The organism is Pantoea sp. IMH, assembly GCF_000599885.1.
Lineage (GTDB): Bacteria > Pseudomonadota > Gammaproteobacteria > Enterobacterales > Enterobacteriaceae > Erwinia.
On record NZ_JFGT01000005.1, the window covers coordinates 283,704 to 298,392 of the forward strand.

A 14,689-nucleotide genomic window follows, 5' to 3' on the forward strand; every position below is an offset into this window, starting at 1 on the left:
AAAGTGAAAGCAATGTGAGCAAAAGCGCATATTTGTTATTGGAGTGTTATAGAGGCCAGCTCTGAGGGGGGATGAGCTGGCCGGAAAGCGAAGTAAAAGATCAGTAAAGTGAGGTTTTGCCTTCAGGGCGAGTTTTGAACCGGCGATGCAACCACATATACTGGTTCGGTGCCCGCATGATTTCCCGTTCAATAACCTTATTCATATAGGCTGCGGCCTGCTGTTCATCCTCAACCGGATACGCCTTCAGTTCAGGCTGAATAACTAATTCGTAACCGCTACCATCTTCATTACGGATCAGCACCACGGTAATCATCGCGGGCTTGGCCAGCCGGGCGATCATCCAGGTTCCGCTGGTTGTTGCTGCCTGTGGTACCGCAAACAGCGGCGCAAAAACACTACCTTTCGGACCATAATCCTGATCGGGCGCAAACCACACGGCTTCACCCTGTTTCAGGGCCTGCACCATACCACGCAGATCGCGGCGGTTAATCATCGCTTTGTTGGAACGCATACGGCCTTTCGTCTGCACCCATTCCATCAGTTTATTGTTATGTGGGCGGTACATCGCCATCATCGGCTGGCAGAGGCCCATCGCGCGGCCACCCAGCTCAAGCGACATAAAATGTACGCCGATAATCAGCGCGCCACGGCCATCCTGCTGAGCGGCCGTCAAATTATGCAGGCCATTAACCGTAAACCAGCGTCTGACGCGGCGATCTGACCAGAACCAGGCCATGCCGGTTTCGAGCAATCCCATGCCCAGTGACTCAAAGTTGCGCACAATACGCTGCTCGATCTGTTCAGCAGGCATATCGGGAAAGCAGAGCTCAAGGTTACGACGGGTGATGCGGATACGGCGCTTTAAGAAGCGCATCGACGTGCGCCCCATCCAGGTGCCCAGCTTCTGTATAAGCGGGAAGGGAAGCTGAACCAGCAAAAATAAAAGCCCCAGCCCGGCCCACGTAAACCAGTAACGAGGATGCAGTAAGCTGCGGTTAAAACGGGGTGAAGCCTTCATAATTCTCTCTTTATCATGCACAGGAAGCGTATCGCCTGAGAAGTAAGCTCATAGCGTTACAACAGATGAGACACCATTATTTGCGGTAAGTTGAGCCGGATGCGCTGAACTTTACATAATGCAGATAATTCTGGTCATGTTCGGGACGGCGAAAAGAGGCTGGCAGATGAACGCGCTTCATTTCATCGTGCCGGCATCGGGTGCAGGCATAAATATCAGAAGCTTAGTTAATGCTGTTACAGGTTAATGCCGTATTGTATATCTAAATACCTGACACCAATAGATGATTTACATTTTTTGTACATTTATTGTTCACCCCTGCACGTCAGGAGAAGGGACCGCTGTTTCATATCAAAAAGCCCTTTCACTCTTTCTGAGGCGTTAACCAGTAAGGATGATAAAAACAACAGCTGATAGCCGGTAATAAAAAAAACCCTCTGAAGATGGGAATCCGTAAATCTGCAGAGGGGATGCAAAGCATCATTCGGTACAGCGTGAATTATGCCGCCGGACGGTGCAGCCAAACCTGATAACAATCAATTTAAGGTCTTACTTAACAATAAGTTACTGTAATTTTAATAACATGTATTAAGTTTACAAATGCTTGTGGCACCTGACTGGTAATTGGCAGGAAGCGGAAAGCAGCACTCAAGTTAAAAAGAGGAAATGCGGTGTAGTCATGAACTTACTGTCAGACAGAGCATCACCGTGCATCCATCCTTTCAGAAGCGCAGCGCTGTTACGCCGTTTAAAAGCCGAATTTATAAGGAGAGAATAAGCGTAGGGAGTGAGGGGGACAATCTGGCTAACCGGTATTGGGGACTGAGGATAAGAAAAAGGCGCCTTATCCGCTGGAGAAGACGCCTTTATTCAGACAATCACTGAAAATCAGTTCATGCCGTATTTTTTCAGTTTCTTACGCAGCGTACCGCGGTTGATACCCATCATCAGGGCTGCACGGGTCTGGTTGCCACGGGTATATTGCATCACCATGTCCAACAGTGGCTGTTCTACTTCAGCCAAAACCAGCTCATACAGGTCATTAACATCCTGACCATTCAGTTGAGCAAAATAGTTCTTCAGTGCCTGTTTGACCGAGTCACGCAGGGGCTTTTGAGTCACCTGATCCTGGGAGTTAACGGTTGAAACGGTCAGTACGTCAGAATTTACGCGTTGTTCGAACATAGTTCTGTCAGCTCTTTATTTCTATTATGCAAGTTTTTCGAAGTATGCCTCCAACGCCTCCAGCTGTTCGCTGGCATCCTCAATGGCGTTGAATGTGCGCCGAAACTGGTCGTTTGGGGCATGCTCCTGGAGATACCAGGAGACGTGCTTCCGGGCAATACGGTATCCCTTGCGGTGACCATAAAAGTCGTGCAGTTCCCGTAGGTGCCCGATGAGCAAGCGCTTAACCTCAGCCAGTGGCATCGGTGCCAGCAGCTCCCCAGTGTCCAGATAATGCTGGATTTCCCGGAAGATCCACGGTCTTCCCTGAGCCGCACGTCCTATCATCAGGGCATCAGCCCCCGTATAGTCAAGTACGGCTCTGGCCTTATGCGGGTCAGTAATGTCTCCATTCGCGATAACGGGAATAGAGACATTCTGCTTAACTGTCCGAATGCTGTCGTATTCAGCGTCGCCGTTGAACAAGCACGCGCGGGTGCGTCCGTGAATGGTCAGGGCCTGAATGCCACAGCGCTCAGCCAATTGGGCAATTTCTACACAGTTGCGGTTATCCGCATCCCAGCCGGTGCGAATTTTCAGCGTGACGGGCACATCCACCGCATTGACCACCGCAGAAAGTATTGAACTCACCAGCGTCGGATATTGCAGCAGGGCAGAACCCGCCAGCTTACGATTCACTTTTTTGGCAGGGCATCCCATGTTGATATCGATGACCTGCGCGCCAGATGCTGCATTAATGCGCGCGGCAGCGGCCATCTCCTCAGGGTCACAGCCTGCGATTTGCACGGTACGGATACCAGGCTCGTCGCTATGTACCATACGCAGCCGGGATTTGTCGGTAGCCCAGACTTCAGGGTTAGACGACAGCATCTCGGATACGGTCATACCAGCGCCCATTGCATAACAAAGCGTCCGGAAAGGCCTGTCGGTAATTCCGGCCATGGGTGCTGCAATCAGTCGATTGCGAAGCTGGTGGTTTCCTATGCGCATGAAAAAAAAGTGACCATAGTGTGTCCGCAAGGCGGCGTATATTACGCATTTTTTTAGCAAGATGAAAGGACAAACTTTGAACAACTTCTGTCTGCAAAGCGGTAGCTAAGCTAAAGTACGGGCAGTGTTGAATAAATGTCTATGTAATACATGGTGTTGCAATAAAAAGGCGAAATCGTGCACAGGTTTTTTTCTTTTTTTGTGACCGATTTCGCCCTATAAAGAATGGAACTTTATGCAGAAAACGCGATAAGTGCCGCCAGGTTTACTGCCGGCAGGCGCATTCTGTCGCTTATTTTCCGCTCAATCAGACTAGTCAACGATAATGCGCCCATTCAGCGGCTGCACAGGACGATTATTGGCATGTTTTAACGCGTGCTGAAGCGTTGACAGCTGAGTGGCGGAGAGCGTCGCAGGATGCTTCATAATCAGCCAGCGAACCCCTTCGGTGCAGGGCGGCGTTGTTAGCGAACCGCTGAACCGATAGTAGTGCTTACTGACGGGAAATAGTGCCGTCATATCCACGCTCTGCTTCATGTCTTCCACGCGGTCCAGGCGGGCAGGCAAAGAGGCAAGTATCGGGGTCAGCGCTTTATTCTCTTCACCCAGCTCAAACATAACGGCCACGACCGCCAGTTCCCCCTCTTTATTAGCATGGACGAAATGGGCTTCCATCGGAAAAGCTTTGCCAAAAAGATGGTTTTCACTCGGCGCATGAAAATGAAACTGTTTGAGAACGAAAGTATCGTTATCCAGCTCGAAATCATCGGTATCTTTTACCGTCACCTGAATGGTATGCCCATTGTTAACAATGGTTTTGGTGTCGGTATGAAAGTTGAATTTGAGCTCAGGTAATTTCCCGTCAATCACCCGGTTAATATCTATCGGGGACTGATACTGACCCTTACTACAGGTTTGGAACTCTGGTGCAATTGCTCCCCAGTGCTCAGGCGCATTGTCACCTTCATAACTCCAGTGGATATCAGGAGCCGCCCAGGCGGGCAGCGTTGTGACAGCAACGAGCAGCAGGCCTAATTTCTTGATTCTCATAATCCTTTATGTCCTGAATTTACCGGGCTTCCGGATGGAAGCCGGTACCCTGTTTATAGGCCTGCTAATAGTAATGATATCATGCCGAAAAATCATCTACTCCTTCCCTGGCGCTGAGACAATCAGCGGCGAATGCCGGTGATCCGACACCACTCTTCTTTCTCAGCCACAGGGTCAAGAGCAAACTTCTCCTCGTAGGCTTCACACACGCTGGCGGCCTGGCTTGCCAGCACGCCCGATAAGCCCAGGTGACCGCCGGTTACAGGCAGGACGCCGATGAGCGGCGCCAGCTCACGCAGCGGGCCAGCCAGAATGTTGGCGACCACCACATCCGCGCTAAGATCCGCTGGCTGCTCATGGGGCAGAAAGAGTGACAGACGTTCAGACACGCCGTTGCGTTCGGCGTTAGCGCGGCTGGCCTGAATAGCCTGAGGATCAATATCGATGCCAATAGCGCTGGCGGCGCCCAGTTTCAGCGCGGCAATGGCCAGAATGCCGGAACCGCAACCGAAATCGATGACGGTTTTACCCGTCAGGTCCAGGCCATCAAGCCAGCTCAGGCAGAGCGCGGTGGTGGGGTGAGTACCGGTGCCGAACGCCAGGCCAGGATCGAGCATAACGTTGACCGCTTCCGGTTCCGGCACATCGCGCCAGCTTGGGCAGATCCAGAGACGCTGCCCGAAACGCATCGGGTGGAAATTGTCCATCCACTCGCGCTCCCAGTCTTTATCTTCGATCTGCTCAATTTTATGCGGGAAGCCGGCGCCGAGAAGAGGATGCGGTTCCAGACCCGCAATCACCTCATGCATATCCGTTTCGGCATCAAAGAGGGCGATCACATCGGTATCTCCCCACAGGCGCGTTTCGCCGGGCAGCGGTTCAAAAACCGGATTGTCATGGGTATCCTGAAACGTGACCGATACAGCCCCGTTCTCCATCAGCGCATCGCCCAGTTCTTCAGCCTGAGCGCCAGTGGTATTGATCTTCATTTGTATCCAGGGCATTGCAATTCTCTTTAATCAAACAGGGTGGAGGCTGACGCTGATTGTTCAGCGGAAGAGCCAAAACGGTTACCGATAATAAAGGCGATCAAACTGAGCGTCAGTGCCGGTACGATCGGATGGTATCCCCAGGGCTGAAGGGACAAGCTGGCCAGTAAGGTATAGCAGCCCGCGCCGGTAAACATGCTGCTCAGTGCGCCAGCGGCATTGGCCTTCTCCCAGTAAAGGCCCAGCACCAGCGGCCAGAGGAAAACGGCTTCCAGTCCGCCAAACGCCAGCAGGTTAAGCCAGATTATCATCTCCGGTGGCCGCCAGGCAGCCAGCAGCAGCAGCAGCCCCAGCACCAGGGTAATAATGCCGGACATCCTCTTCAGCAGCGGCTCGTTGTGCATCTGCTGGGGACGTACCCGCAAATAAAGATCCTTGACGATCGTGGCGGAAGACTGCAATAGCTGAGCGTTGATCGTCGACATGATAGCGGCCATCGGCGCGGCCAGAAAGATCCCGGCGGCGAGCGGAGGCAACACCTGGATCATCAGCGTGGGGATTACCCGATCAGGGATCGTCATATCGGGGATCACCGCCCGGCCCAGCGCGCCCGCGAGGTGCATCCCTAACGTCAGCAGCGTTACCACCAGCGTCCCGATGAGCATTCCCCCATGCACCGATTTGCTGTCTTTATAAGAGATGCAACGTACTGCCGTGTGCGGCAGGCCAATGACGCCAAAGCAGACAAGGATCGAGAAAGAGGCCAGAAACGTGGGTGAAATGATGTTATCCACGCCGCCTGGCGTGACCAGCTGCGGATCGATCTGCTGAAGCTTGTCGACAGCGCTGTGCATGCCGCCAGCGGCATGAATAATGGCAAACAGCAGTAGAAAGGTGCCGATAAGCATAACCAGACCCTGCATCGCATCGTTGAGTACGCTGGCGCGAAAACCGCCAAAAGCGGTATATAAGGCGATGCTCACGCCGAAAATCAGCAGTCCGGTCTCATAAGGAATATTGGCGGCGGTTTCCAGCAGTCGCGCGCCGCCAATGAACTGCACGGTCATGGCACCGATAAACGCAATCAACAGACTAAGGCTGGCAAACCAGACCAGCAGCGGGCTGCGATAGCGGGCGTAGAGCATATCGTTGAGCGTGACGGCGTTATAGCGTCTGGCCAGAATAGCGAATTTCTTGCCCAGAATGCCCAGCGAAAGCCAGACGGCAGGCACCTGTACCATCGCCAGCAGCACCCAGCCCAGTCCGTACTTATAGGCTGCGCCTGGCCCGCCGATAAACGAGCTGGCGCTGATATAGGTGGTAGCCAGAGTCATCGCGAGGACAAAGCCGCCCATGGAGCGGCTGCCGAGGAAATATTCGCTGAGGAAATTACCTGCCCGGCGTTTGCGCATTGCGTAAACGGAGATGGCCGCCACCAGCAGCAGATAGCCTGCCAGAGGCAGGATGATTTCAAGTTTCACGCTTGTCCTCCAGCGGGATATCGCGAAATACCAGCCGGATCATGAGCCAGCATAAAAAAATGAATAGCGCGGGCACCAGCAAACAGGCCATCTCAAACCAGTGAGGCAGGCCCGTCACGCCCTGGGTATTGTCAGAGAGCCAGGCCATCAGCGACCAGGCGCTAAGATAGGCGACTGCCAGCCAGAATGCCCAGCGCGCCTCACGATGAGCCTGAACAAAACGTTTGTCCATCTCCATTCCTCGCCCCAAAATTCATAAAGAAAAAGGCCGGTCAGACCGGCCTTTTTGGCAAAACATCAGGCAAATCAGGTTTCCTGAAGGCCGAGCTTTTTCTCCAGATAGTGGATGTTGGTGCCACCCTGCTGGAAGTTCTCGTCATTCATGATCTTCATCTGAAGCTCAACGTTAACCTTGATGCCATCGATGATCAGCTCAGCCAGCGCATTTCTCATACGGGCGATAGCCACGTCACGCGTCTCACCATAGGTAATCAGCTTGCCGATCATGGAGTCATAATAAGGCGGCACGGTGTAACCCGCGTAAATATGTGACTCCCAGCGCACGCCAAAACCACCAGGCGCATGGAAACGGGTGATTTTGCCAGGGCTTGGCAGGAAGGTGTTAGGATCTTCGGCGTTGATACGGCATTCAACCGCATGACCGCGAATTTCCACATCTTCCTGTTTGATTGACAGCGGCTGACCAGCAGCGATACGCAGCTGTTCTTTAATCAGATCCACGCCGGTAATCATCTCGGTCACCGGATGCTCAACCTGGATACGGGTGTTCATTTCGATAAAATAGAACTCACCGTTTTCGAACAGGAACTCGAAGGTGCCCGCACCACGATAGCCGATATCAATACAGGCTTTAGCGCAGCGCTCGCCGATAAAATGACGCATTTCAGACGTAATGCCTGGCGCTGGCGCTTCTTCCACCACTTTCTGATGACGGCGCTGCATCGAACAGTCGCGCTCAGCCAGATAGATGGCGTTGCCCTGACCGTCTGCCAGCACCTGAATTTCGATGTGGCGTGGATTTTCGAGGTACTTTTCCATATAGACCATATCGTTATTGAAAGCGGCTTTCGCTTCCGCACGGGTCATATTAATGGATTGTTCCAGATCCTTATCGTTGCGCACAACGCGCATGCCGCGACCGCCGCCGCCGCCGGAGGCTTTGATGATTACCGGATAACCGATACGCTCGGCAAAGGCACGGTTCTTTTCCATGTCATCTGTCAGCGAGCCATCAGAGCCGGGTACGGTTGGAACGCCGGTTTTTTTCATGGCGTTAATGGCGGAAACTTTATCCCCCATCAGACGGATGGTTTCCGCTTTCGGACCGATGAAGATAAAGCCTGAACGTTCAACCTGCTCGGCAAAATCCGCATTCTCGGACAGGAAGCCATAGCCAGGGTGAATGGCCACCGCGCCAGTGATCTCAGCCGCTGAGATCAGGGCGGGGATATTCAGATAACTTTTAACTGACTGGGCAGGACCAATACAGACGGTCTCATCGGCCAGCAGCACATGTTTCAGATCGCGATCGGCGCTTGAGTGTACGGCTACGGTTTTAATACCCAGCTCTTTACAGGCGCGCAGAATACGCAGCGCAATTTCGCCGCGGTTTGCTATTACAATTTTATCCAGCATGGTTCGCCCTCGTTATTCGATGACTACCAGCGGCTCGTCAAATTCAACGGGTTGGCCGCTTTCGACCAGAATCGCTTTGACTACGCCGGATTTATCCGCTTCGATCTGGTTCATCATTTTCATCGCTTCAACGATGCAAAGGGTATCACCCGCGTTAACTTTTTGACCCACTTCCACAAACGCTTTCGCATCCGGGCTTGGTGTGCGGTAGAAGGTACCGACCATAGGTGAACGTACGATATGACCACTGATCTCAGCACTGGCGGGTGAATCCATCGCCGGTGCCGACGCTGGCGCTACTGCGGCTGCCAGTGCTGGCTGCTGCTGCATCATTGGTGCGGCATAAGCCTGCTGCATCATCGGATAGCCGGTATTGACCGGTGCACGACTGATGCGAACTGACTCTTCGCCTTCAGAAATTTCCAGTTCAGCGATGCCTGATTCTTCAACCAGTTCGATCAGTTTTTTAATCTTACGAATATCCATAAATGTGGTTCCGTACTCTCGTTAATTAGATTGTGACAGGCGTTTTACGGCCGTCTGTAAAGCCCAGGTATAGCCGTCGTCGCCCAGTCCACAAATTACGCCAGCAGCAATATCAGAAAGATAAGAGTGATGACGAAACGGCTCGCGGGCATGCACGTTTGACAGATGCACTTCGATAAACGGAATGCTTACCGCAAGCAGGGCGTCACGAATTGCCACGCTGGTATGCGTGAAAGCGGCCGGATTGATGACGATATAATCCACATTGCCTTTTGCCTCATGAATGCGGTCAATAAGCACATGCTCCGCATTAGACTGAAGATGGCTCAGTTTCACGTTCAGCTCGTCAGCTTGCGATGTCAGGGTGCTGACGATATCCGCTAACGTTGTCTTACCGTACTTCTCTGGCTCGCGTGTGCCCAGCAGGTTCAGGTTAGGACCGTTTAAGAGCAGTATATGAAACTTATCAGCCATCTTGCTGCTATCTCCTGCGATAAATAAGGCATCGCACAAAATACATGGGCAAAAGCCATTTGTCACCTTTCACGGTGAATTTTGGCCCGGGCGCAGGTTTGAAGTCGGGCATTATAACCATTTCGGGGCAATTCGCAGCTAAATACTGGTCGTATCAGCGAAGTTAATCAATCACGTACGGAAGCCTGTCGCAATTTAAATGCTGGATATGCGAAACAGCACACAATCTGGCAACACTTTAGCGCAACCACTGACGGAATTTTTTATAGCGCCACACCAGCAGAAGCGCGGCAGCCAGCGCGTATAAAACCGGCTGTGGCGAGAGCGTCTTTACCGACCATAAGTAATGCACTGGTGCCAGTATGGCCACCAGATAAATGGCGTTATGCAGCGTCTGCCAGCGCTTGCCCAGCTTACGCTGCGCCTTCTGAAACGACGTGACGGCCAACGCCAGCAGGATGATCCAGCTGATAATGCCCAGCGTCAGATAAGGACGTGAGATCAGTTCCGATCCCAGCAGGCTGAGATTATTGATGCCTAACTCCAGGACGGAATAACTGACAAGATGGAGCGTAGCCCAGGCAAAACACCAGAGACCGGTCAGGCGGCGAACCCGAATCAGCAGGGGCTGTTTCCCGTAGCGCGCCACCGGCGTAATCAGCAGCGTACCCAGCAGGAACTTGAGCGCCATTCTGCCGGTAAAATGCTGAATATCCTTGGCCGGGTCGGCACTGAACCAGCCCTGATTTACCGACAGCAGCAGCCAGAGCAGGGGCAAAAAACCGGCAAGATGGAGCAGTACTTTCAGGCCGGTAATCTGCCTTGCTGACAGACGACCCATCAGAAGTTCTCCCTCAGGTCGAGACCGCGATAGAGCGAGGCGACCCGATCGGCGTAGCCATTAAACAACAGCGTGGGTTGACGTTTAACGTCAAGGATGCCGCCAGAGCCAATAAAACGCTCTGTAGCCTGTGACCAGCGGGGATGATCAACGTGCGGGTTTACATTGCCATAGAAGCCATATTCGTCAGCAGCCAGCTGATTCCAGGTCGTTGGCGGCATATCCTTCATCAGCGTAATTTTCACGATCGATTTGATGTTTTTAAAACCATATTTCCAGGGCACGGTCAGGCGGATAGGCGCACCATTCTGCGGCGGTAGCGCCTTGCCATAAACGCCAGTCGTCAGCAGCGTCAGCGGGTGCATCGCTTCATCCAGTCGCAGTCCTTCCACATAGGGATAATCAAGACCGCCACCGATAAACCGGTCTTTCTGGCCTGGCATCTGTTCAGGCGCATAGAGCGTCTGGAAAGCAACATAGCGGGCGTTGCTGGTGGGCTCCGCCGCCTTCAGAAGTTTGCCCAGTTCAAATCCAATCCAGGGAACGACCATCGACCAGGCTTCCACGCAACGCATCCGGTAAATGCGCTGCTCCAGCGGGAAACGGCGATAGATATCATCCATGCTCAGCGTGATCGGTTTCGCTACCTCGCCACCAATCTCAATTTTCCAGTCAGCGGTCTGCAGCGTACCGGCGTTAGCTGCCGGATCGGCTTTATCCAGGCCGAATTCATAAAAATTATTGTAACCGGTGACTTTATCTTCCGGCGTCAGCGGCAGATCGACCTGATACTGCGCAGGCTTACTGAAATCGAGCGGCTTACCCGCAGGGGCTTTAGGGCGATCGTTACCCTTGAACCAGGAAAGCACGTCGGCATGAGATGCGACAGGGAGCGAGAGCGCCGCCGCCCCAATCCCTAACGTCTGTAATAGTTGGCGGCGCTTTGCATTAAAAACGTGTTCAGGCGTCACATCATTTTCAGTCAGTTTATCGACGTGTTTCATCGGGCAAGCCTCCACAGGCGGATTTTTCTTCAGCTTTTAGCATGAACAAAGAGTCTGCATTCGGCGAGCAGATAGCGGAAAATGTGAAATTTCCTGGTAACCCCTTTTCCGGATGGAAAAGGGGAGAGGGTGGCGTTAGCGGATTTTGACCAGCGTCCGTCCGGTTATCTCATTATTGAGTAGCCTCATCGCACCGGCAGGGGCTTCCTGTAGCGTAATTTCGCGTGTGGCCTGCTGGTAAAAATCGGCAGGTAACGTCTTCACCAGCCTTTTCCAGGCTTCCACGCGGCGGGCGGTGGGTGCATTGACAGAATCTACGCCCTGAAGACGGACATTGCGCAGAATAAAAGGCATTACCGTGGTGGGAAGGGTAAAGCCGCCTGCAAGCCCGCAAGCCGCCACAACGCCGGCATAGTTCATCTGCGCCAGCACGTTGGCCAGCACTTTATCGCCCACGGTATCAATGGCGCCAGCCCAGCGCTGTTTTTCCAGCGGGCGGGCATCAGCGCTGAACGCTTCGCGGGAAAGGATCGCCCTGGCGCCTAACTGACGCAGATAATCATGGGTGGATTCCCGTCCGCTAACGGCAACAACCTGATAACCCAGGGCGCTGAGCAACGCCACCGCCGTACTGCCCACGCCGCCGCTGGCACCCGTAACAATAATTTCGCCCTCTTCGGGCGTAATGCCGCCTTCTTCAAGGGCCATCACGCAAAGCATGGCCGTCAGTCCCGCCGTGCCAATGATCATCGCTCTGCGGCCATCCAGCCCTTCAGGCATGGCGACCAGCCAGTCGCCTTTTACTCTGGCCTGTTCCGCCAGCCCGCCCCAGTGATTTTCTCCCACGCCCCAACCGGTAAGTATCACGGCCTGGCCGGTATGAAAACGGGGATCTTCGCTGTGATGCACCTTGCCAGCAAAATCGATGCCTGGCACCATCGGAAACTGACGAATGATTTTCCCTTTGCCGGTGATAGCGAGCGCATCTTTGTAATTCAGGCCTGACCAGTCAATATCCACTGTCACCTCACCGGCCGGAAGCGCCTCCGGAGAAAGGGTTTTCACTACGGCAACGGTTTTGCCTTCTGACTGTTCAAGTACAAGTGCCTGCATAAGAATCTCCTGAAATAAGCGTCTGAGAGAAGAAATAAAGTCTGCAACTACTGTACGCCCGACGAATCTCACTATTCTGATATCAGGCAAAAAAAAGCGGAACGGGATGTGGTATTTTCCACCGCTGGCCTTAAAAAGCCGGTCATTTTTCCACTTACGTGCTGTTTAACAGTACGACAGAGAACGTTAAAGGCGCTACATCAACGCGGTAAAATGGGCACAGGGATGCGACTAACCACCAAACTTTCTGCAATTATCACGCTTCTCAGCGCACTGGCTATGCTGCTTATGCTGGTGGGATGCGGACTGAGTTTTTTTTATCTTAGTAATGAACAAACCGAGGACCGCCTCAGGCTGATGTCTGAAGAGGTGGACAGGGCACTGGTTTCGCAAACGCCCGGCCAGATGATCCCCTGGATTCGGCAGATGATGGGGCCGCTGCAAATCGCCCGGGCAGAACTGCTTGAAGATGAGCAGGTTCATTTTCAAATCCGGCATTATCAGAAAGCCGTCGTGGACGAAAAAACGAACCGTTACCGACAAATTACGATGGCTCTGCCTACCCATCCACAATTCAAATTGCGAATTCTGTCGCTGGATCCGACCAAAACCTGGCTCAGCTCTTTTACCGGCGTATTTACCCTGGTGGTTATCGTTTCCGTCGTGGTGATCATGATGCTGGCATTGCTGTTAACCCATCGCTGGCTTTACCGGCAAATGCAGGGTATGGAGCGTCTGGAACAACGTGCTGGCGAGATATTAAAAGGTGAAAGGGGCAGAGTGAAGCAGGGCTCCGTGCATGAATGGCCGCCCAAAGTCAGCAGCGCCATTGATTTGCTGCTGGCAGACCTCAGTGAGGCGGGAGAGCAGCGTAACCGCATTGATACGCTAATCCGCACCTTCGCGGCACAGGACGCCAAAACCGGGCTGAACAACAGGATGTTTTTCGACAACCAGCTAACGACCATGCTGGAAGATACGGAGGCGGGAAGCTCTCACGGCATGGTGATGATGATTCGCCTGCCTGATTTCGACATGCTAAGAGAGAGCTGGGGCCACGGTCAGACCCGTGAGTATCTTTTTGCGATGGTGAATCTGCTTTCTACCTTTGTACTGCGCTACCCCGGTGCGTTACTGGCGCGTTATTTTCGCAGCGATTTTGCCGTGCTTTTACCTCATCGTAGCCTGAAAGATGCCGACAGCATCGCTTCCCAGCTGATCAAAGCCGTTGATGCTCTGCCGCCCACGCGGATGCTGGATCGGGAAGATATGATCCACATCGGTATCAGCGCCTGGCGGAGCGGGCAAACCACTCAGCAGGTGATGGAGAGCGTGGAGCGGGCTACCCGGCACGCTGCGCTTCAGGGCGGCAATAACTGGTCGGTGGCGGAAGTGCCTCAGCAGGATGTTGTGCGCGGTAGCGTTATGTGGCGCACGCTGCTTGAAAACACCCTTAGTCGGGGCGGGCCTCGTCTCTATCAAAAACCGGCGGTGAATAGCGAAGGTCGCGTGGATCACCGCGAGATGATGCCGCGGATTTTTGACGGTAACAAAGAGCTGCTGGCCGCGGAGTTTATGCCGTTAATCCAGCAGTTGGGGATGGCCGAAAGTTACGATCGACAACTGGTCACCCGTATCATCACGCTGTTGCCGCTCTGGCCGGAGGAAACGCTGGCAATCCCTCTGACCGTTGATTCTCTTTTACACCGGCCCTTTCAGCTCTGGCTACGTGATACGCTGCTGCAATGCACTAAATTGCAAAGAAAACACATATTATTTGAACTTGCAGAAGCAGATGTCTGTCAACACATCAGCCGTTTAAGCAGCGCCTTTCGTCTGATGCAGGGTTTTGGCTGCCGGATTGCGGTGATTGAGGCGGGGTTAACGGTTGTTAGTGCAGCCTATATTAAGCAGTTTGATGTGGAGTTGATAAAGCTTCATCCCGGACTGGTGCGCCATATCGATCGGCGCACGGAAAATCAGCTTTTTGTGCAAAGCCTGCTTGAGAGCTGCAAAAATACCGCCACGCGAATTTTTGCAGCTGGCGTACGTACGCGGGCCGAGTGGCAAACGCTGACCGAACTTGGCGTGAAAGGCGGTCAGGGCGATTTTTTTGCCCCCTCCGAACCGCTAAGCAGTAACGTGAAAAAATATTCACAAAGATATCGAGTTTAATCTGCCGTTAAGCAGGATTTGACGTAGAATGGCCGCGCGGCTGTGGTGCCGGCCAGAGGCGCCTCTTTACGTAAGAGGCCCCTTAAAATGTAAGATTTAATGTGCGTTATTTTCGCGTTTCCGCCCTGAAATGACGGTGCAGAGCCTGAAACCGGGCTTTCTGCCCACCGAAGATGGCAGGATGAAGGACACAGGCGTGAGATAGCGTGTTTTTTCACCGAAGT

14 protein-coding genes are annotated in these 14,689 nt (G+C 53.2%); 1 reads left to right on the forward strand and 13 read right to left on the reverse strand.

Annotated elements, in window-relative coordinates:
• Positions 1-100 precede the first annotated feature (100 nt).
• The 13 genes from lpxP to EA20_RS0109645 all read right to left on the reverse strand — a co-directional run bounded on the left by lpxP (position 101) and on the right by EA20_RS0109645 (position 12,290).
• Positions 101-1,021: a kdo(2)-lipid IV(A) palmitoleoyltransferase gene (gene lpxP, locus EA20_RS0109580; protein WP_024966614.1), complete on the reverse strand. Its 921-nt coding sequence runs from the start codon at positions 1,019-1,021 to the stop codon at positions 101-103.
• An 888-nt stretch (positions 1,022-1,909) separates the two neighbouring features.
• Positions 1,910-2,206 (reverse strand): DNA-binding transcriptional regulator Fis, encoded by a 297-nt coding sequence (gene fis / locus EA20_RS0109590; protein WP_000462905.1) that lies wholly within the window; start codon positions 2,204-2,206, stop codon positions 1,910-1,912.
• Positions 2,207-2,230: 24 nt separating this feature from the next.
• Positions 2,231-3,196, reverse strand: coding sequence for a tRNA dihydrouridine synthase DusB (gene dusB, locus EA20_RS0109595; protein WP_024966615.1), 966 nt, complete (start codon positions 3,194-3,196; stop codon positions 2,231-2,233).
• A 312-nt stretch (positions 3,197-3,508) separates the two neighbouring features.
• On the reverse strand, positions 3,509-4,246 hold the full coding sequence (locus EA20_RS0109600; RefSeq protein WP_038381566.1) for a carbonic anhydrase: 738 nt from the start codon (positions 4,244-4,246) through the stop codon (positions 3,509-3,511).
• A gap of 122 nt (positions 4,247-4,368) precedes the next feature.
• On the reverse strand, positions 4,369-5,250 hold the full coding sequence (gene prmA, locus EA20_RS0109605) for a 50S ribosomal protein L11 methyltransferase (RefSeq protein WP_024966617.1): 882 nt from the start codon (positions 5,248-5,250) through the stop codon (positions 4,369-4,371).
• 11 nt (positions 5,251-5,261) lie between these two features.
• Entirely contained in the window at positions 5,262-6,716 is a 1,455-nt protein-coding gene (gene panF / locus EA20_RS0109610; RefSeq protein WP_024966618.1) for a sodium/pantothenate symporter, read from the reverse strand.
• Positions 6,706-6,948: a YhdT family protein gene (locus EA20_RS0109615; protein WP_024966619.1), complete on the reverse strand. Its 243-nt coding sequence runs from the start codon at positions 6,946-6,948 to the stop codon at positions 6,706-6,708. The genes panF and EA20_RS0109615 overlap by 11 nt, the downstream gene beginning before the upstream one ends.
• A 74-nt stretch (positions 6,949-7,022) precedes the next feature.
• Positions 7,023-8,372 (reverse strand): acetyl-CoA carboxylase biotin carboxylase subunit, encoded by a 1,350-nt coding sequence (gene accC, locus EA20_RS0109620; protein ID WP_024966620.1) that lies wholly within the window; start codon positions 8,370-8,372, stop codon positions 7,023-7,025.
• A 12-nt stretch (positions 8,373-8,384) separates the two neighbouring features.
• Positions 8,385-8,858: an acetyl-CoA carboxylase biotin carboxyl carrier protein gene (accB, locus tag EA20_RS0109625; RefSeq protein WP_024966621.1), complete on the reverse strand. Its 474-nt coding sequence runs from the start codon at positions 8,856-8,858 to the stop codon at positions 8,385-8,387.
• 21 nt (positions 8,859-8,879) lie between these two features.
• A complete protein-coding gene (aroQ, locus tag EA20_RS0109630; RefSeq protein WP_024966622.1) occupies positions 8,880-9,332 on the reverse strand; it encodes a type II 3-dehydroquinate dehydratase in 453 nt (150 codons plus the stop codon).
• A 238-nt stretch (positions 9,333-9,570) separates the two neighbouring features.
• Positions 9,571-10,173 (reverse strand): protein-methionine-sulfoxide reductase heme-binding subunit MsrQ, encoded by a 603-nt coding sequence (gene msrQ / locus EA20_RS0109635; RefSeq protein WP_024966623.1) that lies wholly within the window; start codon positions 10,171-10,173, stop codon positions 9,571-9,573.
• Positions 10,173-11,177, reverse strand: a complete 1,005-nt coding sequence (gene msrP, locus EA20_RS0109640; RefSeq protein WP_024966624.1) for a protein-methionine-sulfoxide reductase catalytic subunit MsrP — start codon at positions 11,175-11,177, stop codon at positions 10,173-10,175. Before msrP ends, msrQ begins: the two co-directional genes overlap by 1 nt.
• 135 nt (positions 11,178-11,312) lie before the next feature.
• Positions 11,313-12,290 carry an oxidoreductase gene (locus tag EA20_RS0109645; RefSeq protein ID WP_024966625.1) on the reverse strand — a complete coding sequence of 326 codons (978 nt, stop codon included), beginning with the start codon at positions 12,288-12,290 and terminating at the stop codon, positions 11,313-11,315.
• Positions 12,291-12,515: 225 nt separating this feature from the next.
• On the opposite strand from EA20_RS0109645, the gene csrD reads away from it, so the two are divergent.
• Positions 12,516-14,465 carry an RNase E specificity factor CsrD gene (gene csrD / locus EA20_RS0109650; RefSeq protein WP_024966626.1) on the forward strand — a complete coding sequence of 650 codons (1,950 nt, stop codon included), beginning with the start codon at positions 12,516-12,518 and terminating at the stop codon, positions 14,463-14,465.
• The last annotated feature ends 224 nt before the right edge of the window (positions 14,466-14,689 follow it).